We start from the raw sequence: 19,721 nt of genomic DNA, 5'->3' as shown, positions 1-19,721 counted from the left end.
TCCGCGTCCTCCAGCTCGGCAATGGTGTCCCTCATCGTCGGCCCACACCGGGTCGATGTCGTCGTAGCCTGCCTCGGTCGCGGCGCCGTTGACGGCGTAGTCCTTGTTATCCGGGTCGACGAAGACGACGGCCTCATCGGCTTCGCACCGCAGGGATCCCTCGTCCACGGTCAGCGGCCACGTGAGGTCTCGCTCCTTGAACATGGCCTCGCTGACGTAGCCGTTCTCCAGCCACTCCGGGGGGTCGTCCTCCTGATCGTTCTCGTCGGCGTCCTTATCGCCGGAATCCTGGCCCTCCTCATCCTGCTGCTCTTGGTCCTGGTCGGCCTGGCTGGGGCTGCTGTCGCCGTCGCCGACGACTGTCTGGATGAGGACCGCGAACACTGCGGCGATGAGGAGGGCGCCGGCGCATCCACCGCAGCCGATGCCGAGCTTGGCGCCGGTGGACATGCCGGCCTTCGGCGGTTGCGGAGGTGGGGCGGGGGTGTCATGGGGGCTCCCGTGGCGTAGGCGTACAGACGCGGCGGAGCGGGCGCCACGTGGAGGCTGCGGCACCCCGAAACGAACCGTGCGGGTGCTCGTGGTGAGGCCGCGAGAACGCGGCGAACAGCGCGTTCCTGGCGACTGTTTTCAGAGCGCAGCATCCACAGCACACGGAATCGTGCCACCACGAGGATTCAGCGGGAGAACACCGCATCCTCCACCGCGCCAGGACTCCTCGGGTAAAGAAAACGTGTCACACGGTGATGAGGGGAAATCAACTGCCACGATCGCACCGCGGGGAGCATTTTCCCAGCGTGTTCCGCCGGCCCGGCACCGCCGCACGTACGGAATCCCGGAAATAGCACCCGCACCTCCAGCACCGGGAGGAAAATTCCCTACTAGGATTCCGCGTATGTCCGCAACCGCCGCGGTTCAGGAGTACCAATGCCGGAATCCCTGTGGGTGGAACTGGCCAGTGCGCTTCCCACCCTGCTCTGGGTCGTTTTCGCCTCCGTCGTGTTCCTCTCGTTACGCCGGCCGCTGCTCAACAGGATCGTTCCCCACATTGCGGAGATCAAGGGCCCCGGGCTGGAGATAACCCTGAAGGACGCGGAACAGCTCATCGAGAAAGCGGACGAGGACACTACCGGCGGGGAGTCTCATTCCGCAGAGCCCGACACCGTGAAGCAGCGGCGTTCGGCCGTGAACCGACTGGAACACGCCGCCGTTTACCTCAGGAGCGGCAGGATACTGTGGGTTGACGACATACCGAGCAACAACAGCGCACTGACCAGGTTGTTCACCGAGATGGACATGCGGGTGGACCAGGCCACCACAACGGGGGAGGCGTTGGAGCTCCTCTACCGATATTCCTACGACCTGGTGATCAGCGACATAGAACGGCACGGTGATCCTGGTGCCGGCATCGACATGGTGCGCGAATTCCATCGCGCTGGAATTCGGGTTCCGGTTATCTATCATGCCGCGAAGTTCGATCCCCGTTTGGGCGTGGATCCCATGGTTTTCGCCGGAACCAACTCTCCCAGCCACGTACTCAACTACGTGATCGACATAATGGAGCGACGGCGGCTCGGCGACGCCATGCTGCCGTTCCACAACCGGTGACGAGCAGGGTGGTTCCCGAGTACACGAAACGCGGACTCGGTCACGTCACCCGGATTTTCCGCCGAGCCCTCCCCTACCCGGCGAGCGCGGCCACGCAGAACACCACCAGGCAGCCGCCGCCGGCCTGAAGAATGCGCTGCTACCGGCCCCGGGGAGCCTCTCCACCCCGGAACCGCGAGCCTGGGCCACCTGTCGTTCCCCATGTTCCGCACGGGGGTGCATCTCCTCGTCCCCAGGGCTGGGGCAACTAAGCGAGAGCCGTTCACGTTCCGCCGGTCCGTTGGAGTGGCGACCCGGCTCGCATGGCCAGGTCCCGGTAGGGCAGGGACACTGGTGGCAGCTCCGACAGCTCCAGCTCGGTCTCCGTCCTTGTCAACTTCGTTACCGCTGTTCCGGTGTCAGCGCTGAGGATCTCCACCTCGGCGAACGTGCCGACCTCGACCACCTCGTCGACCGTCACCACCAGGTCGTTCTCTCGGGGGTGGTGATACGTCGTGCGTGTCTTGGCCACCTGGACCAGGTGAACCATACCCAGGGCGGCGAGGAGCTGTTGCGCCTGCTGCGCCTGGCCGTGCGCCAGCTCCGTGTTCACCTCGGTCTTGGAGATCACCTCCTCGGCCGAGTGTGTCGCCGCGTTGGAGGGGGGTTTGTAGGTGAGTTCGGCGAAGTCGTCCCGCTGGCGCAGCCGGAGGCACTCCACGGTGGCCATGAAGTCGACGTCGGGACGCGAGTAGTAATCGTCGGTCTCCGCTACCGGAGTCGAAGGGATCCATCCGTGCTCTACCAGCCGGGTGAGCACTGTATCGGCTCTGCTCCCCAGGTCACGCTTGCGCTCCACCTCGACCGCGTTCATGTGTTCCCTCAGATCCTGTCGCTGATCACCGAATGCACACGAGCGATGTTCTTCTTGCCGCACACTCGCCGTAAGGCTCCCATGCTCTCGGTAAGACCGACAGTGTCGGCCAGGTCACGTACCTCGCACCCATACGTGGCCCTCGGTCGGGTCCAGTAACGGGTCGGCCGGTGAGCGAAGAACGTCCCGGTCCTTGGGATCCGACCGGTTACGAGTAATGGTAACGGGCCTGCAGGAGCACGACGTCATCCCCGGCGACGAGATAGACGATCCGGTGCTCCTCGCTGATGCGCCGGGACCAACTGCCAGCGAAGGCATGGCGCAGTGGCTCGGGCTTTCCTATCCTTCAAACGGGTCCCGGAGAATGTCGTCGATGAGCCGGTTGACACGCTTCAGAGTCGCCCGGTCCGTGGCCAGCCAGTATTTGTAGTCTTCCCAACCGTGGGAGGTGAAGACAAGCCTCATCGTGACAGCGGGTGTTCTTCGTACTCGCCACGACGGGCCTGAGCGAGGCTCTCCAACAGCCGTTGGGCGTTCGCGGGAGAACGCAGCAGGTGCGCGGTCTCCTCCAACGCTTCGTAGTCCTCGCAGGAGACCAGCACCGCATCGCCCCGTCGGGAGTTGATCTCCACGGAGGTGCGGTCGTTGTTGACCTGCTCGATCAGGGGAACAGGTTCTTTCGGGCCTCGGATGCTGTGATCGCCATGGCTACCTCCAACTCGTACAAGGTATGGCACCACTTGGGGCTGCTGGTCTCTACAGGACCGAACGCGCGGTGTCCGAGACGCGAGGCACTCCCCGTTACAGCAGCAACCACCCCCTACCCGGCGAGCGCGGCCACGACGCCCACGACCACGACGAGGGCGGCGGCCACGCAGAACACCACCAGGCAGCCGCCGCCGGCCTGAAGGATGCGCTGCTGCTGGCTCAGGGAACCTTGGCTTTCGGCCCCCTCGGGAGACAGGCCGGACACCTCCCGGATGTCGGCGTCCTGCGCGACACTGATGGTGAGTACGGCCTCCTTCCCTCCGTCGGGGTCCGGCCACGCGGTGAGTACCGGTTCGTCCGCGGTTCCGTCGTCGACGAGCCACCCCGACACCGTGACCCGAACCCCTTCCGGCACCGCCCACTCGGTGAAGTCGACGCGCGCGACACCGATCAGGCCCCGCACGTAGTCGGCGACCTCCGGGAAGCGGGCGTTGACCCGGTTGGTGACCGGGGTGCGCCGGTCGGCGAACGCCCGGGGGTGCTCCTCGGAATAGCGGGTGACACGCACCCGCTCGTGTGTCGTCGCGGTGTCCGGCGCGACCCGGATGCTGCGCTGGCCGTCGGTGAGGTGGAAGGGCGCGCGCGACACCTCCACCACGGGCAGGTGGATGGTTCTGCTGTACCAGGCGCTGCGCGGGTGCACCCGCAGCGCCCACCACACGCACTCGTCCCCCACCAGCGGCGCCCGTTCGGGTTCCGCGCCGCCGCGCAGGGTGGTTCCGGTTACCGAACACAGCCGGGGCTGGCGAGGCTGCGGGTCGTTCCCGTGGAGTTCCAGGGTTTCGCCGACCTCACGCGGGGTGCGGTTCCGGAGTTCCTCCCGCGCCGTCGCCACCCGCCGGCCGCGCTGCAACGCGGCGATCCCGTGTACCAGTACGGACGGCAGCTGCAGCAGGTTCATCCTGTTTCTCCACTGACGGGATCCGGGTGGTCTCCTCCGGCGGGGAACAAACGGCGAGGGTTTCCGCGGTCAGGCCCGCAACCCGTTGAACGCCATCGCGGCGAGCGCGTCGGCGAGCTCGTCGGCCTCCAGGCCGCGGCCCGGGCGGTACCACTCGACGATCGAGTTCACCGTTCCGAACATCAGCCTGCTGGCCAGCGCCGGGTCGATGTCGGGTCGGATGTCCCCCTCCTCGGCACCGTGGCGGACCAGCTCGCTGACGATGTGGTCGAACTCGCGGCGCCGCTCCAGGGCGCGGCGTTCCACCTCGGTGTTGCCGCGCACCCGCAGCAGCAGCGTCACGTGTTCCAGTTCGGCGACCAGTACCCGCACACTGCCCCGCAACACGTGGTCCAACCGGTCGATCGCCGACCCGCTGGTGGCGGCGGGTTCGCGGGTGACAGCGAACAGGGCGTCCAGTGCCCGGTCCAGGGACCGGCGCAGCAGCTCCTCCTTGGCGGAGACGTGGTGGTAGATGGCGGACTTGGTGACGCCGAGGGCGCGCGCCAGGTCACCCATGCTGGTGCCGTCGTAGCCCTGTTCGTTGAACAGCCGCACGGCGACGCGCAGCACGGACTCCGCGTCGTACCCCGGACGGCCGGTACGGCGCGGGGAGGGTTTGTCGGCAGCGCCGGGTGGAGGAGGCATGGTACGGGAATCTACCGCCCCTGCCGGGCCGGCGTCGCCCGCCCCGCCCGGGCGGGGCGGGCAGCGGTGCCGCACGCCACACCGTCACCCGGGGCGCTCGTCGCGGACGCGGGAGGTCTTGCCGGAGGAGCGCGGCAGCGTCCCGGGCGGCACCACCTCCACAGCGGCGCTCACTCCGAGCCGTTCCTTGACCGCGCTGGCCAGCTGCTCCTCTGCGGCCGCGGCCGCCTCGCCCGCCTGCGGCCGGTGCTCCACCCGCACCGTGAGCTCGTCCAGCCGGTCCGGGCGGCGCAGCACCAGCTGGAAGTGCGGCGCGAGCGCGCCGAGGCGCAGCACCTGCTCCTCCACCTGGGAGGGGACGAGGTTCACACCGCGCAGGATGATCGTGTCGTCGCTGCGGCCGGTCACCTTGGCCATGCGGCGGAACGCCGGCCGGGCCGTACCCGGCAGGAGGCGGGACAGGTCGCGGGTGCGGTAGCGCACCACCGGCATGGCCTCCTTCGTGAGGGTGGTGAACACGAGCTCGCCCGCGCCGCCGTCGGGCACGGGCCGCCCGCTGTCCGGGTCCACGATCTCCGGCAGGAAGTGGTCCTCGAACACGTGCGGCGCGTCCTTGGTCTCCACGTACTCGTTGGCCACGCCGGACCCCATCACCTCGGACAGGCCGTAGATGTCCACGGCATGCAGGTCGAACGTGTCCTCGATCTCCCGGCGCATGTCCTCGGTCCACGGTTCGGCGCCCAGGATGGCCGTGCGCAGCGAGGTGGCCCGCGGGTCCGTGCCCCGGGCGCGCAGCTCGTCGGCGATGGTGAGCAGGTAGGAGGGGGTGACCATGATCGTGTCCGGTCGGAAGTCGGCGATCAGGTCGGCCTGCCGGGCGGTGTTGCCGCCGGAGACGGGGATGACGGTGCAGCCCAGCCGCTCGGCGCCGTAGTGGGCGCCGAGCCCGCCGGTGAACAGGCCGTACCCGTAGGCGACGTGCACCTTCTCCCCCGGTTTCCCGCCCGAGGCGCGGATGGCGCGGGCCACCAGCTCGGACCAGGTCGCTACGTCGGCGCGGGTGTAGCCCGCCACGGAGGCTCCGCCGGTGGTGCCGCTGGAGGCGTGCACCCGGACCACCCGGTCCATGGGGACGGCGAACGCGTCGAACGGGTAGGCGTCGCGCAGGTCCTGCTTGGTGGTGAACGGGAAGCGGGTCAGGTCGGTGAGGTCACGCAGGTCGTCGGGGGTGACACCGGCGTCGTCGCACTTGCGCCGGTAGAAGGGCTGGTTCTCGTAGGCGTGGCGCAGCGTCCACCGGAGGTGGCGCAGCTGGTGGGTCTCCAGCTCGTCGCGGGAGGCGCGTTCCATCGGGTCCAGCGGTCCGGGGTCGGGTGCGGCGCCGATGCCGTGCGGCCGGGCGGGGCGGGAGTCGCGGGAAGGGGTGTGGTGGGCCATCGTGAGTGTCCTTTCGCCTCCGGCCCAGGGACCTTGCGTACTGAACGAACGGTCGGTTAGTAATACCGCATAGCGAAGCATTCCCCGCAGGCGTCCTGTCAATAGGCGCACAGCCTCCAGGTTGGGAGAACGGATCGTGGCCACAGCCAGCACGACCCCCGCGGCACTCGCCGAACAGCACCGCACCACCCTCGACGCCGCAGTAGCCGCCATCCACGGGCGGCACTTCTACACCCCCTACCCCGAGTCGCCCAGCCCCAAGGTGTACGGCCAGGAGGCCGCGCCGACCGGGCAGGCCGCCTTCGAGGGCTACCTCGGCGCGGACTTCCCGCTGGACCAGCCCGGAACCAGCGACCGGATCGCCACCGAGCGCTCCCCCTACGGAATCAAGCTGGACGTGCGCTACCCCCGCACCGACACCGAGAGTCTGCTGGCCGCCGCCCGCGACGCCCTGCCGTCCTGGCGCGACGCGGGCCCCGACGGGCGGGCCGGGGTGTGCCTGGAGATCCTGCGGCGGCTGAACGAGCGCAGCTTCGAGATGGCCCACGCGGTGCAGCACACCAGCGGGCAGGCGTTCGTCATGGCGTTCCAGGCCGGCGGCACGCACGCCCAGGACCGCGGCCTGGAGGCCGTCGCCTACGGCTACGACATGATCACCTCCTACGCCGGAACCGTGCGGTGGGAGAAACCGCAGCGCAAGGGTGACCCGCTGGTGATGGACAAGCGGTTCCGCGCGGTGGGACGCGGCACCGCCCTGCTCATCGGGTGCAACACCTTCCCCACGTGGAACGCCTACCCCGGGCTGTTCGCCAGCCTGGTCACCGGAAACCCGGTCATCGTGAAACCGCACCCGGGCGCGGTGCTGCCGCTGGCGATCACGGTCGCCATCGCGCGGGAAGTGCTGGCCGAGGCGGGCCTCGACCCGAACACGGTGCTGCTGGCCACCGAGCACCCCGAGGAGAAGCGCGCGGCCGACCTCGCCCTGCGCCCCGAGGTGCGGATCGTGGACTTCACCGGTTCCACCGCCTTCGGCGACTGGTTGGAGGCCAACGCCCGGCAGGCGTTCGTGAACACCGAGAAGGCCGGGGTGAACGCGGTCGTCGTGGACTCCACCGACGCCTACCGGGGCATGCTGGACAACCTCGCGTTCTCGCTGTCGCTGTTCAGCGGGCAGATGTGCACCACCCCGCAGAACATCTTCGTGCCGCGCCGCGGCGTCGATACCGACGAGGGGCACAAGACCCCCGGGGAGGTCAGCTCCGACCTGGCCGAGGCCGTGTCCCGACTGCTGGAGGACCCCGCGACCGCCACCGGCGTACTCGGCGCGATCGCCAACGAGGACATCCTGCACCGCCTGGAACACGCCGAGAAACTGGGCGAGGCGGCGCTGCGGCCGCACAGTGTCACCCACCCGGAGTTCGCCGACGCGCGGGTGCGCACCCCCGCCATCGTGAACGTGGACGCCGAACAGCGCGAGACCTACGCCAGGGAGCGCTTCGGCCCGGTGTCGTTCGTGATCACCACCGACGACACCCCGGACTCGCTGCGGCTGATGCGCGAGACCATCACCGCGGGCGGGGCGCTCACCGCGAGCGTGTACTCCACCACCGAGCGGGTACTGGAGGCAGCCGAGCAGACCGCGATGGCGGCCGGGGTGAACCTGTCCGCGAACCTCACCGGGCAGGTGTTCGTGAACCAGTCGGCGGCGTTCAGCGACTACCACGGCACCGGCGCCAACCCGGTGGCAACCGCCTCACTCACCGACCCCGCCTACGTCGCCGGACGGTTCAGCTTCGTCCAATCCCGCCGACACGCCTGAGGCAACGTCCCAGCGGTAGAGCCCGTGCCCCGGGGCCGATCTCCAACCCGTCGGCCTCGGGGCACGCCTGAGGCCAATGGCGGGTCCATCCCCGCGTGCGCGGGGAGCATGGACCCTGAAGGTTCTGGCCAAGGACCTGAACGGGTCCATCCCCGCGTGCGCGGGGAGCATGCGGGTGGCGGCGGGGAGTCTTGTACTTCCCGGGGTCCATCCCCGCGTGCGCGGGGAGCATCCATGCTTACCGACCACTGGGAACCCGAGCGGGGGTCCATCCCCGCGTGCGCGGGGAGCATCGTTTTGAAAAAGTCTTTGAAGACGGGGGCCAGGGTCCATCCCCGCGTGCGCGGGGAGCATTCCCCCTCGCGTCCGGTAGCGGTAGCTACTCCGGGTCCATCCCCGCGTGCGCGGGGAGCATTGGTCATCAGCTCGTTCATGCGCTCAGTATGAGGGTCCATCCCCGCGTGCGCGGGGAGCATACGTCGACGTCATCGGCCGCCCGAACCCGGTGGGGTCCATCCCCGCGTGCGCGGGGAGCATCCTCTCTGACCTGGTCTTCTATCTCATGCGCATACCCGTGTGTGCAACTTGTGGATATTTGGACTTAAAACGCAAAAGCATAAAAAACGGGCCACCAGGCAGTAGGACGGTATATAAAGCGAGCCGTCGCCGCGGCAAGGCCAGGAGACCACAACTCCCCTACGCTACGCATGCTTCTCCGCCCAAGATCTTCGCCGCCCAAGCCCACTCCCACCGAGTCCCCGCCCCTCAGGCCCAGTACAGGCAGGGCGACGGCCACCAACAAGCGGGACTGGGCCCCGTTCCTGTCTCGACGGCTCCGCGCCCCAATGCCCTTCAGCCGGTCTCCCGCACCGGGGCTGGCCAGGATGGGAAGCCCGAGCGCGGCCTCGCCGCCCGGATAACAGTTAAGTTTCACTAATTTTGCGGGGATTGTCTCCGCGGCGTGTGGCTTAGTTGGGTTGTGGGAGCGCTCCCAAACGGGGGGAACCGGGACGCTGCAGTGCTGTTCCCACGCGAGAAGAGGACGCGATGTCGAAACACACGCGCGGCATGCGAAGCGTCGCCGCCGCTGTCAGCAGCGGTGCCCTGTTAACGGCCGTCGCCTGCGGCAACGGCGGCGGCGACGGCGGCGATCCGGAACTGGTGATCGAGACCTTCGGCACCTTCGGCTACGAGAAGCTGCTGCAGGAGTTCGAGGAGGACACCGGGATCACGGTCGAGGAACGCACCTACGGAGAGCTCGAGGACTGGAACGAGCAGCTCACCCAGAACCTCTCCGCGGGAAGCGGCCTCGGCGACGTCGTCGCGGTCGAGGAGGGCATCCTCCTCGACGTGATGCAGTCCCAGGACTCCTTCCACGACCTGTACGACTACGGGGCCGGGTCGATGGAGGACCACTTCCTCGACTGGAAGTGGGAGATGGGCCACACCCCCAGCGGCCGGCTCCTCGGCCTGGGCACCGACATCGGCGGCATGGCCGTCTGCTACCGCACCGACTACTTCGAGCAGGCCGGCCTGCCCAGCGACCGCGAGGAGGTCTCCGAGCTCTGGCAGACCTGGGACGACTTCGTCGAGGTCGGTGTCGAGTTCTCCGAGTCGGACGTGGACGCCGCCTTCGCCGACACCACCACCGAGTACAGCAACGCCATCATGCGCCAGTCGGGCGACGTGATGTTCCTCGACCAGGAAAACGAGCTCGTCATCGAGGAGAGCGACTCCGTCGAGCGCGCCTGGGACATCGCCGGACGCATGATCGAGGAGGACCTCACCGCGGAGCTGGAGATGTGGTCCGACGACTGGACCGCCGCCATCCAGTCCGGTGCCTTCGCCACCATGCCCTGCCCCTCCTGGATGCTCGGGCAGATCGAGGAGAACGCCGGCGAGGAAGGTGAGGGCAAGTGGGACGTCGCCCGGGTCCCCGGTGACGGCGGCAACTGGGGCGGCTCCTGGCTCGCCGTGCCCGAACAGACCGACCACCCCGAGGAGGCCGCCCAGCTGGCCCAGTTCCTGACCGGACCGGAGGGGCACCTGGGCGCCTGGGAGGCGCGCAACAACCTGCCGTCCTCCCCCGAGACGCTGCAGAGCGACGAGGTGCAGAACCACACCAACCCCTACTTCAACGACGCCCCGGTCGGGGAGATCTACGCCCAGGGCGCGATGGATCTGGAGCCGACCCACTTCGGCATCGGCCACTTCGCCATCCAGCAGAGCACGAACACCGAGGCGCTGCTGTCCTGGGAACAGGGCCAGGCCGACCGTGAGGAGGCCTGGGAGCAGGCCGTGCAGGACGCCGAACGGATCGCGGAGAACAACTGACACCACCCGGTGGCCCGCCCCGGATCAGGGGCCGGGCCACCGGACCCCGCCGTGACCCCGCCCGCCCCCACGACCGCGAGGATCCCCACGATGAGAGTCCGCAACCGCGGGGCCGCCCCGGACGACGGGAACGCCCCGCCCGCGCGCGGGGCCTCCGCGCCCCCGCCCGACCCCGACCGCGCCGCCCGCCGCTCGCGCCTGTGGTCCCAACTCGACCTGAAACTGTCGCCGTACCTGTTCGTGTCGCCGTACTTCCTGCTGTTCGGCGTCTTCGGCCTGTTCCCCGTCCTGTTCACCTTCTGGATCTCGCTGCACGACTGGGGACTGCTCGCCGGAAAGCAGGAGTTCGTCGGCCTGGACAACTACGCGTTCCTGCTCGGCGACGAGAAGTTCTGGAACGCGCTGGCCAACACGCTGGGCATCTTCTTCCTGGCGATCGTCCCCCAGCTGATGCTGGCGCTGCTGCTCGCCGACACCCTGAACCGCAGCATCCGGCTGCGCGGCTTCTTCCGCGTGGGGATCATCATCCCCTACGTGACCTCCATCGCGGCGATGGCGATCATTTTCGGCCAGCTGTTCGGCCGGGAATTCGGCCTGATCAACTACGGCCTGGAAACCCTCGGCATGGGGGGAATCGACTGGCAGAACAACCGCCTCGCCTCCTGGACGGCGATCGCCGTCATGATCGACTGGCGCTGGCTGGGCTTCAACACCCTGATCTACCTGGCCGCGATGCAGGCCATCCCGCGGGACATGTTCGAGGCCGCCGCCATCGACGGCGCCTCCCGCCTGCGGCAGTTCTTCCAGATCACCGTCCCGATGGTGCGCCCCACGATCATGTTCACCGTCATCATCTCCACGATCGGCCAGATGCAGCTGTTCACCGAACCGGTCATTTTCGGCCAGGGGTACGGCGGCGGCACCCAGGGCCAGTTCCAGACCGTGGCGATGCTGATGTTCGAGGAGGCCATGGGTGCCCAGAACTTCGGCTACGGCTCCGCGATCGCCTGGGTGATCTTCCTGCTGATCGTGGTGTTCGCGCTCGTCAACGTGCTGTCCGTCGGCCGCATCCGCAGCGCGAACTGAGGAGAGGAGACAACTGTTGAGTGCACGCACGCGCACGGCGCGACGCCGGGCCGCACCCGCCACCGGCGGTGCCCGGCAGGCGGGGCCGGTGACCTATGTGGCCCTGTCGCTGACGGTGCTCCTCTCGGTGTTCCCGCTGTACTGGATGGTCGTGATCGCCACCCGCGGCAACGCGGCGATAGCCCAGCGCCCGCCGGCGGTCCTGCCCGGGACGAACTTCGCCGACAACCTGTCCGAGACGCTGCAGAACCCGCAGGCCAACTTCGCGCTGGGACTGCTGAACTCCGCCATCGTCGCCTCGATCACCGCGGTCTCGGTGGTGCTGTTCTGCTCCCTGGCGGGTTTCGCGCTGGCGAAACTGCAGTTCACCGGCCGCAACGTGATCACGCTCGGCGTGGTGCTGACCATGATGGTGCCGGTGCAGCTGGCCGTCATCCCGATGCTGATCATGATGGACACGCTGGACTGGCGCGGGCAGCTGCAGGCGGTCATCGTGCCGTTCATGGTGACCGGCTTCGGCGTGTTCATGATGCGGCAGTACGCCCTGCAGGGCGTGCCGACCGAGCTGATCGAGTCCGCCCGCGTGGACGGGTGCTCCATGACCCGCACGTTCTTCAGCGTCGTGCTCCCGGCGCTGCGCCCCGCGATGGCGGTGCTGGGCCTGCTGACCTTCATGCAGAACTGGAACGAGTTCATCTGGCCGATCGCGGTACTCGGCCCCGACAACCCGACAGTGCAGGTGTCCATCAACCAGCTCAACCAGGGCTACGTCAGTGACTTCTCGCTGATGTTCACCGGGGCGACCCTCGCCACCGCTCCCCTGCTGCTGGTGTTCGTCGTATTCGGCCGCCATCTCATCGGCGGAATCATGGAAGGTGCGATCAAAGGGTGAATTCCCACGACTCTCTCCCCCCGCTCGCCGCTACCCCGGCCACGGAGCCGCACTCCCCCGACCGGTTGGCTGCCGGGTTCCCGCCGGGGTTCGCCTGGGGCGCGGGAACGTCGGCGTTCCAGATCGAGGGTGCCACCCGGGCCGGGGGGCGCGGCGTGAGCATCTGGGACACGTTCGCCGCCGCCCCCGGCAACGTCGCCGACGGCGACACCGGGGAGGAGGCCGCCGACCACTACCACCGCTACGCCGAGGACGTGGCGCTGCTGCGGTCGCTGGGCATCGGCCACTACCGGTTCTCCGTCGCCTGGCCCCGTATCCAGCCCGACGGGACCGGGCCCGCCAACCCGGCCGGGTTGGACTTCTACGACCGGCTGGTGGACGCGCTGCTGGACTCCGGAATCCGCCCCTGGGTGACCCTGTACCACTGGGACCTCCCCCAAGCGTTGGAGGACGCCGGCGGCTGGCCCCGGCGCGACACCGCCCACCGGTTCGCCGACTACGCCGCCCTGGTGCACCAGCGGCTCGGGGACCGGGTGCGTGACTGGATCACGGTGAACGAACCCTGGGTGGTGGCCAACCTCGGCCACGTGACCGGGGAGCACGCCCCCGGCCGCCGCGAACCGGCCGCGGCCGCCGCCGCGGTGCACCACCTCCTGCTCGGCCACGGGTTGACCACCGCCGCCATCCGGGACCAGGACAGCGGGCCGGCCGCCGACCCGCTGGCGGTGGGGCTCGCGCACAACCCCGAACCCGTCCGGCCGCACACCGGCAGCGACGCCGACCGCGACGCCGCGCGCCGCGTCGACGGCACCCGCAACCGGATCTTCCTCGACCCGCTGTACTACGGCAGCTACCCCGCCGACGTCCTGGCCGACCTCGGTGACCTGTGGGACCCGGCGACGGTGCGCGACGGGGACCTCGCCACCATCTCCGCCCCGCTCGACTTCCTCGGGGTGAACTACTACAGCCCCGCGCGGGTCGCATCCGCCCCGGAGGCGGGGGCTGCGGAGGAGGCGCCGGACAGTCCCGCACCGCTGGGGTGGGAGGGGGTCACCGCGGTGAGCAGCGGTCTCCCCCGCACCGACCAGGACTGGGAGGTGGACGCGACCGGGATGACGGAGATCCTCACCCGCATTGCCGCGGACTACCCGGGGGTCGCGCTGTACGTGACGGAGAACGGCGCCTCCTACCGGGACGAAGTCGCCGCGGACGGGGCGGTGCGCGACCCGGACCGCACCGCCTACCTGGCCAGCCACGTGCGCGCCGTCCGGGACGCCGTCGACGCGGGCGCCCCGGTGCGCGGGTACTTCGTGTGGTCGCTGCTGGACAACTTCGAGTGGGCGTTCGGCTACCGTGAACGGTTCGGCGTGGTGCACGTGGACTTCTCGTCCCAGCGCAGGACCGTGAAGGACAGCGGGATCTGGTACAGCCGCCTGGCCAGCGGCGCCGGGGAGGCCGGCGACGACGCCTCGTGACGCCTCCCGGGGGAGGGCGGGGCCACTCCCCCGGGAACCGCGCCGTCCGGGCGTGCACGATGATGGGGATGCGCACGCCCGGGCGGCGCTCGTTCGCGCCCCGGGGAACCACGGGAGGGAGAGGCGTTCGTGAGTGGTCAGCAGCGGCCGACACTGGAGATGGTGGCGAAGCGCGCCGGGGTGGGACGCGGCACGGTCTCCCGCGTCATCAACGGTTCCGCCAGTGTCAGCGAACTGACCCGCAACGCCGTGCTGGGGGCGGTGGCGGATCTGGGCTACGTCCCCAACCACGCGGCGCGCACCCTGGTGACCCGCCGCACCGACATGGTCGCGCTGGTGGTGTCCGAGCCGCACGAACGCATCTTCGCCGAACCGTTCTTCGCCCAGGTCATCAAGGGGGTGAGCGCGGCGCTGAGCGAGCGGGACCTGCAGCTGCTGCTGACCATGGTGGCCTCCGCCCAGGAGCGTGAACGCGCGGGCCAGTTCCTGACGAGCGAGCACGTGGACGGGGTGCTGCTGCTGTCGGAGCACCGCGACGACCCGCTTCCGGGGTGGCTCACCGAGGCGGGGATGCCGTGCGTGCACGGCGGCCGCCCGTTGGGGCGGGAGGGCGCCAGCTACGTCGACATCGACAACACCGGCGGGGGGCGGATGGCCACCCGCCACCTGGTGGACCGGGGGTGCGGCCGGATCGGCACCATCGCCGGTCCGCAGGACATGGTGGCCGGGGTGGAACGGTTGCACGGCTACCAGCAGGCGCTGCGCGAGGCCGGTCGGGAACCCGACCCGGGCCTGGTGGCCGTGGGCGACTTCAGCTACGAGGGCGGGGAGCGCGCCATGCGTGAGCTGCTGTCGGCGCGCCCGGAGGTGGACGGGCTGTTCGTCGCCTCGGACCTGATGGCGTCGGCGGCGCTGCGGGTGCTGCGGGAGGAGCACCGGCGGGTCCCCGAGGACGTGGCGGTGGTGGGCCACGACGACTTCACGATCGCGATGCACGCGGAACCACCGCTGACCACCATGCACCAGCCCGCCGAACGCATGGGGCACGAGATGGCGCGCCTGCTCGCCGAGGGCCTCGCCGGAACAGGCAGGGCCGCCGCGGCGGAACCCGCGGCGGTGGTGCTGGACACCCACCTCGTACAGCGGGAGTCGGCCTGAGGGGTGGGCGCGCTGGCCCTGCCGTCAGCGCTGACCTCGGTGGAGAACGCCTGTCTCCGTCTCACGGTAGGTGTCCTTTGCCGAGATCAGCGCCGCTGGGACATGCCACCCTGTAGCGGCTTCCTTTTCCCCCGGAGGACTCCCATGCCCCCCACGACCGCGCCCGCACCGGACACGACAGAGCGGGCGGTACCGCTGCGCCTGGCTCAGCTGTGCCACACGGTGGGTGGTCGCCGCCTGCTTGACCGAGTGGACCTGGAAACGGAGCGGGGAACGGCGACCGTGATCACCGGCCCCAGCGGTTCGGGCAAGAGCACGCTGCTCTCCTGCGTCCTGGGTCTGAGCACTCCGGATGCCGGGAGTGTGCGCGTACTCGGCAACGAGGTCACCCGGATGCGACGGCGCGGGTTGGCCACCATGCGCGGCCGGGACATCGGAATGGTGTTCCAATCCGGGGAGCTCCTCCCGGAACTCACCCCGACGGAGAACGTGGTCCTCGCCGGACTGTTGGCGGGACTCGACGCGGACCACGCCAACGAACGGGCCCGCCGACTGCTGGCCGAGCTGGAGGTCGCCACCACCGCCGAGAGCACCACCTCCCTGTCCGGCGGTGAGTACCAGCGCACCGCCGTGGCCCGGGCGCTGATCACCGACCCGCCCCTCCTCCTCGCGGACGAACCCACCGGCGCCCTCGACCCCGACACGCACGACACGGTCGCCGACCTCCTCTTCTCCCTCCCCCAGCAGCGGGACTGCGCTCTTGTCGTCGTCACGCACGACCGGGACATGGCCGCCCGGGGCGACACCGTGCTCCGGCTGCGCGGTGGCCAGCTGGAACGGGTGTCCCCATGAGCCGAGCCACCCCTCCGCGACTGGCACGTTTCCTCGTCCGGCTCGGAAGCTCTGCCACGGGCCGCGGCCCCACGGAACACACCCGGGTAGTTGTTCTCGCCGCTGCCACCGCGGCTCTCACCGCAACCGTGCTGGGATTGGTGGCGATCTTGGCCACCTTCGAAGGACGGGACCTACGCGAGGCGCAGCGCCAACCCCGGATCACGGACACGACCGAGCAGGCCGTCGCGTGGTGGGGCGAGCGTCCCGACAGTGTCACGCGGGAGCAGCATTCGGTCGTCTACCTGGACCCTGTGGACCGCGATGCGGACCCGCCTCCGGGTCTGGACGAGTGGCCCGAGCCGGGCGAGGTCCACATGTCGCCGGCTCTCGCACGGGCCGAACCCGGGATCGGCGAACGCTACGGCGACCCGACCGGAACGATCGGACCGCGGGGGCTGCTGTCCCCCACCGAACGCCTCGCCTACGTGGGGCTGCCCGACGGCGCGACGGTCCCCGAGGACTGGATGTATCCCATCCGCGGCTTCGGGCCGCCGGGCTCCTACCCCTTCGGCGAGAACATCACCATCACCCCGGCCGCGCCCGCGCTCATGGTCGCGTCGTACGTGACACTCGTGCTGCTGCCGGCGGGGACGCTGTTCGTCGTCGCCGCCCGGTACGCCGCCCGGGGGCGGGACCGGCGCGCCGCACTACTCACCGCGTTGGGCGCGCACGCCCGGCACCAGTTCCTCACCGGCGCGGCCGGTTGCCTCCCGGCCGTCCTCGCCGGCACCGCCGTGGGCGCCGCGTTCGCGGCACCCCTACTGCTCACCGACACCGCGGTTCCTGGGATCGACTACACCGTTCGGGGCGGCGACCTGCGCCGCGTGTGGTGGGCCGTGCCGGCGGCGGTGGCCGGATCCGCCCTGACGGCGGTTCTCGGTTACGCCATGCTGCACGCCCGCCGAAGCCAGCGCGGTGTGACCCGGCCGCGCCCCGCGTCCGACCACGTCGCGACGTGGAAACTCGGGGTTTTCGCGTTGGGAACCACACTCGCCTCCGGTGCCGCCCTCCTGCCGCCGGGGAACTGGTGGACCATTCCTGTCTACGCCGTGGGGCTGTTGTGCGCGCTGGCTCTGGCGCCGTCGGCCCTGGCCGCCGCGTTCGCCCGGCTCGGTTCCGGTATCGCCCGGCGCGGAGCCCGCGCGGGACGGCCCACGTGGCTCGTGGCCGGGCGCTGGTACCACCACCGTCCCGGCACGCTCGCCCGACTGGTCGCCCCGGTCGTGATCGGTGTGGTCACGGTGGTCAACATCCAGTACTTCGCCGTGTCGGACACGCCCATGACGGTGCAGGCACGCGAGGCCAACGAGCGCGTCGGGGGATCCGCCCTGTTGGTGTCGGCCCACGAGCTGGACGAGCGGCGCGTGTCCGAGGCCGTCCGGGAGCTGCCGGACCGGGCGCGTGCGGCCGGGTTGGTCACCGCCTCACAGGACCGTGGGAGAACGACTCTGCGCGCGCCGTGCTCGGTGCTGCGGTCACTGCGGTTGGAGTGCGCCACCGACCCCGCCCCGATCACCAGCGACGCGGGAGACATGCGGGTCACCGAACTGTTGCGCTGGCAGGTCACGGACAGCGCCCGGGTTCGTGCCGGTTCCACCGTTCCCGACGGTGGCCAATTGGACCAGCTGGTCGTGCTCTCCCCTACCGAACAGCCCCTGTCCCGTTCCCGAGTGCACACCGCTGTCCAACCCGTGCTCGGTCCCACCACCCAGGTGGACGAGTTGGCGTCGTTCGAGCGCAGCGCGGCGAACGCGCGCCTGTCCGAGTGGGGGGTGCTGTTGGGAACCTATGGCTTGGGACTGCTCGCCGCCGCCGGGGTGGTCAGCGCGGGGGCGAACGTCCTGGAGGCGGGGCGCGTCATGGCACCGGTGAGCGCGCTCACCGGACGGCGACGGTGGCATGTCGGTACCGCCGTAGCGGTTCTCACCGTTCCCATGTCGGTGGCCGCGGTCATGGCGTCAGGGTTGAGCGTGCCGCTGGGCACGGTGATCCAGCAGAGCCGCCAGGTGCCGGTGACCCCTCCCGACACGTTGGCCGGTATCACGGTCGGTGCGGTCGCGCTGGCGCTCGCCGCCGGTGTGGGGGCGGGAATGGTGACCGCTCGGACAGCCGCAGCCTGGCGTCCCGGTCAGGAGTGAGCTTCCGGACAGTGGTGCGCCCAGCGAGGTACCGAACACCCTCGTCCTGGCGCTCACCCACAGCCTGCTGTGGGAAGGACCACCAAGGGGTGTGCTCCGGCCCTTCCACCATTGCCGAACTCGGCCGAGGTCACTTACCAGCAGCGGGGACGAGATGCCTCTCCCACAGTTCGGCGCCGCCGGGATACGCCGCACTGCGGGGATTGGCCCCCACCGCGCCCGCTACCATGTGACTCCCCGCACCGGCTGGCGCCGCGGCGAACAGCGCCGGCACCCCCTACGGACAGCGAGGACCACGAACGCATGGCAGCACGAGCAACCTCCTCCGTCCTTGGCCGAACGATCAGGTCCGTCCTTGTCGGGCTGCTCGCTTTCCTCGCCATAGCGGTGTTCGCCGTACTGGGCGGTGGACTGGCCATGCGCGACACGCTGTACGTACTCGTGTTCGTCGTCCTCTGCTGCTGCCTCTACGTCGCCTTCCCCGCGCTACGGGCGAAACGCGACGGAGGAGAGGAATCCTGACCTCCCGCAGCGTCTGTCCGCACGCCAGGGCCACACTCCCGGCACCGGTGCGTGAGGAGTCGGAGGGGGAGCGTCCCGGGCGACCCCCGTGTTCACCTTGGCCGCGTGCGGGGCTCTCCTAGCTCCGCCGAGGACCACTCGCCGGTTCCGAAACTCGGAACCGGAGACCCAGGGTAAGCATGCCTGAGGACGTTTAACCCGCTTTACAGACGGCCGGGACAACGCGTGCGCGCTGTCGCGCCGCCGCCCTCAGCGACGCGGCGGCCAACCGGCTGACGAACACGGTCAGCGGCTTCTTCCGCGAGCGGAAACAGGAGGACATCCGCTCGTTCGTGATGGTCCAGATCCACGAGACCGCCGAGAACGGCTACGCCGTGGGCGGGGAGATCATCGGTTAGCACCGCTTCCCAGGCGGGTCCCGCACGGGAAGCGCGGCACCGCCGGCCACGGAACGCCCCGCCCGCGTCCGGGATGTGTCACGCGGCAACGCCGGGTGCCGACGCCGCTCCGCGCCCGCCGGCACCCCGCTTCGGCGCTCACGCGTCGTGGACCTGGCCCTCGCGCTGCACCACCGGTGGCTGCACCGACCAGGCGAAGTTGATCCACCGGTCGGTGCGCTTCCACACGTAGTCGCACTTGACCAGGGACTGCGGCTTCTCGTACACGACCGCGGTGCGCACCTCGGCCACGTGCTCGGCGCAGAAGTCGTGCACCAGCTTCAGGGTGGAGCCGGTGTCAGCGACGTCGTCGGCCACCAGGACCTTCTTCTCGCTCAGGTCGACGGTGTCGGGGACCGGCGGCAGGAACACCGGCATGTCCAGCGTCTCCCCCACACCGGTGTAGAACTCCACGTTCACGACGTTCAGGTTCTTCACTCCCAGCGCGTAGCCCAGACCGCCGGCCACGAACAGCCCGCCGCGGGCGATCGACAGGATGATCTCGGGCTCGTACCCGTCGTCGGCGATGGTCTGCGCCAGCTCGCGCACGGCGGTGCCGAACAGGTCGTAGGTCAGGTGCTCGCGGCCGTCGTCGCTCACGCGTATCTCCCTGGATGCCGTATGTCGAGTGCGGTGGCGGGACCCGGGTGCGCCCAGCCAGGGGTGCCCGTCGCTTTCCGGGCACGGTGCCAACCACGGAACCCGTCGAGGC

Annotated in this window: 17 protein-coding genes, 1 pseudogene and 1 CRISPR repeat array; of the genes and pseudogenes, 10 read left to right on the top strand and 8 right to left on the bottom strand. The window is 69.8% G+C overall.

Going from position 1 to position 19,721, the window contains the following annotated elements:
• On the bottom strand, positions 1-450 hold a 450-nt coding region (locus FHX37_RS22485), incomplete at its 3' end, for a DUF2511 domain-containing protein (RefSeq protein ID WP_141926307.1).
• A 477-nt stretch (positions 451-927) separates the two neighbouring features.
• On the opposite strand from FHX37_RS22485, the gene FHX37_RS22480 reads away from it, so the two are divergent.
• Positions 928-1,608, top strand: a complete 681-nt coding sequence (locus FHX37_RS22480) for a response regulator (RefSeq protein WP_141921429.1) — start codon at positions 928-930, stop codon at positions 1,606-1,608.
• A gap of 262 nt (positions 1,609-1,870) precedes the next feature.
• On the opposite strand, the gene FHX37_RS22475 is transcribed toward FHX37_RS22480, so the two are convergent.
• The 6 genes and pseudogenes from FHX37_RS22475 to FHX37_RS22450 form a co-directional block, all read right to left on the bottom strand.
• Entirely contained in the window at positions 1,871-2,461 is a 591-nt protein-coding gene (locus FHX37_RS22475) for a CYTH domain-containing protein (protein WP_141921428.1), read from the bottom strand.
• Between the two features lie 208 nt (positions 2,462-2,669).
• Positions 2,670-2,926, bottom strand: a pseudogene (locus FHX37_RS22470) (Txe/YoeB family addiction module toxin).
• Positions 2,923-3,093 (bottom strand): type II toxin-antitoxin system Phd/YefM family antitoxin, encoded by a 171-nt coding sequence (locus FHX37_RS22465; protein WP_281288254.1) that lies wholly within the window; start codon positions 3,091-3,093, stop codon positions 2,923-2,925. The pseudogene FHX37_RS22470 and the gene FHX37_RS22465 overlap by 4 nt, the downstream one beginning before the upstream one ends.
• A 188-nt stretch (positions 3,094-3,281) precedes the next feature.
• Positions 3,282-4,130 (bottom strand): hypothetical protein, encoded by an 849-nt coding sequence (locus FHX37_RS22460; RefSeq protein WP_141921427.1) that lies wholly within the window; start codon positions 4,128-4,130, stop codon positions 3,282-3,284.
• Between the two features lie 69 nt (positions 4,131-4,199).
• Positions 4,200-4,817: a TetR/AcrR family transcriptional regulator gene (locus FHX37_RS22455; RefSeq protein ID WP_141921426.1), complete on the bottom strand. Its 618-nt coding sequence runs from the start codon at positions 4,815-4,817 to the stop codon at positions 4,200-4,202.
• 84 nt (positions 4,818-4,901) lie between these two features.
• Positions 4,902-6,254, bottom strand: a complete 1,353-nt coding sequence (locus FHX37_RS22450; protein ID WP_141921425.1) for an AMP-binding protein — start codon at positions 6,252-6,254, stop codon at positions 4,902-4,904.
• Positions 6,255-6,390: 136 nt separating this feature from the next.
• On the opposite strand from FHX37_RS22450, the gene paaN reads away from it, so the two are divergent.
• The 9 genes from paaN (at position 6,391) to FHX37_RS22405 (ending at position 18,572) form a co-directional block, all read left to right on the top strand.
• Positions 6,391-8,073 carry a phenylacetic acid degradation protein PaaN gene (paaN, locus tag FHX37_RS22445; protein WP_211352008.1) on the top strand — a complete coding sequence of 561 codons (1,683 nt, stop codon included), beginning with the start codon at positions 6,391-6,393 and terminating at the stop codon, positions 8,071-8,073.
• Between the two features lie 81 nt (positions 8,074-8,154).
• Positions 8,155-8,610: direct repeats of the CRISPR family, unit length 29 nt; unit sequence GGGTCCATCCCCGCGTGCGCGGGGAGCAT.
• A 510-nt stretch (positions 8,611-9,120) separates the two neighbouring features.
• Positions 9,121-10,407, top strand: coding sequence for an ABC transporter substrate-binding protein (locus tag FHX37_RS22440; RefSeq protein ID WP_246062503.1), 1,287 nt, complete (start codon positions 9,121-9,123; stop codon positions 10,405-10,407).
• Positions 10,408-10,497: 90 nt separating this feature from the next.
• On the top strand, positions 10,498-11,493 hold the full coding sequence (locus FHX37_RS22435; RefSeq protein WP_141926268.1) for a carbohydrate ABC transporter permease: 996 nt from the start codon (positions 10,498-10,500) through the stop codon (positions 11,491-11,493).
• A gap of 16 nt (positions 11,494-11,509) precedes the next feature.
• Positions 11,510-12,385: a carbohydrate ABC transporter permease gene (locus FHX37_RS22430; protein ID WP_211352007.1), complete on the top strand. Its 876-nt coding sequence runs from the start codon at positions 11,510-11,512 to the stop codon at positions 12,383-12,385.
• A gap of 65 nt (positions 12,386-12,450) precedes the next feature.
• Positions 12,451-13,860, top strand: coding sequence for a GH1 family beta-glucosidase (locus tag FHX37_RS22425; protein WP_141926304.1), 1,410 nt, complete (start codon positions 12,451-12,453; stop codon positions 13,858-13,860).
• A gap of 129 nt (positions 13,861-13,989) precedes the next feature.
• Positions 13,990-15,018: a LacI family DNA-binding transcriptional regulator gene (locus FHX37_RS22420; RefSeq protein WP_246062502.1), complete on the top strand. Its 1,029-nt coding sequence runs from the start codon at positions 13,990-13,992 to the stop codon at positions 15,016-15,018.
• A gap of 144 nt (positions 15,019-15,162) precedes the next feature.
• Positions 15,163-15,870: an ABC transporter ATP-binding protein gene (locus FHX37_RS22415; RefSeq protein WP_141926266.1), complete on the top strand. Its 708-nt coding sequence runs from the start codon at positions 15,163-15,165 to the stop codon at positions 15,868-15,870.
• Positions 15,867-18,050 carry a hypothetical protein gene (locus tag FHX37_RS22410; protein ID WP_141926265.1) on the top strand — a complete coding sequence of 728 codons (2,184 nt, stop codon included), beginning with the start codon at positions 15,867-15,869 and terminating at the stop codon, positions 18,048-18,050. The genes FHX37_RS22415 and FHX37_RS22410 overlap by 4 nt, the downstream gene beginning before the upstream one ends.
• A 303-nt stretch (positions 18,051-18,353) precedes the next feature.
• Positions 18,354-18,572 carry a hypothetical protein gene (locus FHX37_RS22405; protein ID WP_141926264.1) on the top strand — a complete coding sequence of 73 codons (219 nt, stop codon included), beginning with the start codon at positions 18,354-18,356 and terminating at the stop codon, positions 18,570-18,572.
• A 536-nt stretch (positions 18,573-19,108) separates the two neighbouring features.
• On the opposite strand, the gene FHX37_RS22400 is transcribed toward FHX37_RS22405, so the two are convergent.
• The gene (locus tag FHX37_RS22400) at positions 19,109-19,609 is read right to left on the bottom strand and encodes a phosphoribosyltransferase (protein ID WP_141926263.1); all 501 of its coding nucleotides are present in this window, start codon (positions 19,607-19,609) and stop codon (positions 19,109-19,111) included.
• Between the last annotated feature and the right edge of the window lie 112 nt (positions 19,610-19,721).

Source organism: Haloactinospora alba (genome assembly GCF_006717075.1).
GTDB classification, from domain to species: Bacteria; Actinomycetota; Actinomycetes; order Streptosporangiales; family Streptosporangiaceae; genus Haloactinospora; species Haloactinospora alba.
Note: the sequence above shows the minus strand (reverse complement) of the source record. Positions and strands in the feature narration are given on the sequence as shown.

Bases quoted from the DNA above. Each gene is read 5' to 3' on its own strand.
- FHX37_RS22480 (WP_141921429.1), top strand. From the start codon at position 928: ATGCCGGAATCCCTGTGGGTGGAACTGGCCAGTGCGCTTCCCACCCTG.
- FHX37_RS22475 (WP_141921428.1), bottom strand. From the start codon at position 2,461: ATGAACGCGGTCGAGGTGGAGCGCAAGCGTGACCTGGGGAGCAGAGCC.
- FHX37_RS22460 (WP_141921427.1), bottom strand. From the start codon at position 4,130: ATGAACCTGCTGCAGCTGCCGTCCGTACTGGTACACGGGATCGCCGCG.
- FHX37_RS22455 (WP_141921426.1), bottom strand. From the start codon at position 4,817: ATGCCTCCTCCACCCGGCGCTGCCGACAAACCCTCCCCGCGCCGTACC.
- FHX37_RS22450 (WP_141921425.1), bottom strand. From the start codon at position 6,254: ATGGCCCACCACACCCCTTCCCGCGACTCCCGCCCCGCCCGGCCGCAC.
- FHX37_RS22440 (WP_246062503.1), top strand. From the start codon at position 9,121: ATGTCGAAACACACGCGCGGCATGCGAAGCGTCGCCGCCGCTGTCAGC.
- FHX37_RS22435 (WP_141926268.1), top strand. From the start codon at position 10,498: ATGAGAGTCCGCAACCGCGGGGCCGCCCCGGACGACGGGAACGCCCCG.
- FHX37_RS22415 (WP_141926266.1), top strand. From the start codon at position 15,163: ATGCCCCCCACGACCGCGCCCGCACCGGACACGACAGAGCGGGCGGTA.
- FHX37_RS22410 (WP_141926265.1), top strand. From the start codon at position 15,867: ATGAGCCGAGCCACCCCTCCGCGACTGGCACGTTTCCTCGTCCGGCTC.
- FHX37_RS22405 (WP_141926264.1), top strand. From the start codon at position 18,354: ATGGCAGCACGAGCAACCTCCTCCGTCCTTGGCCGAACGATCAGGTCC.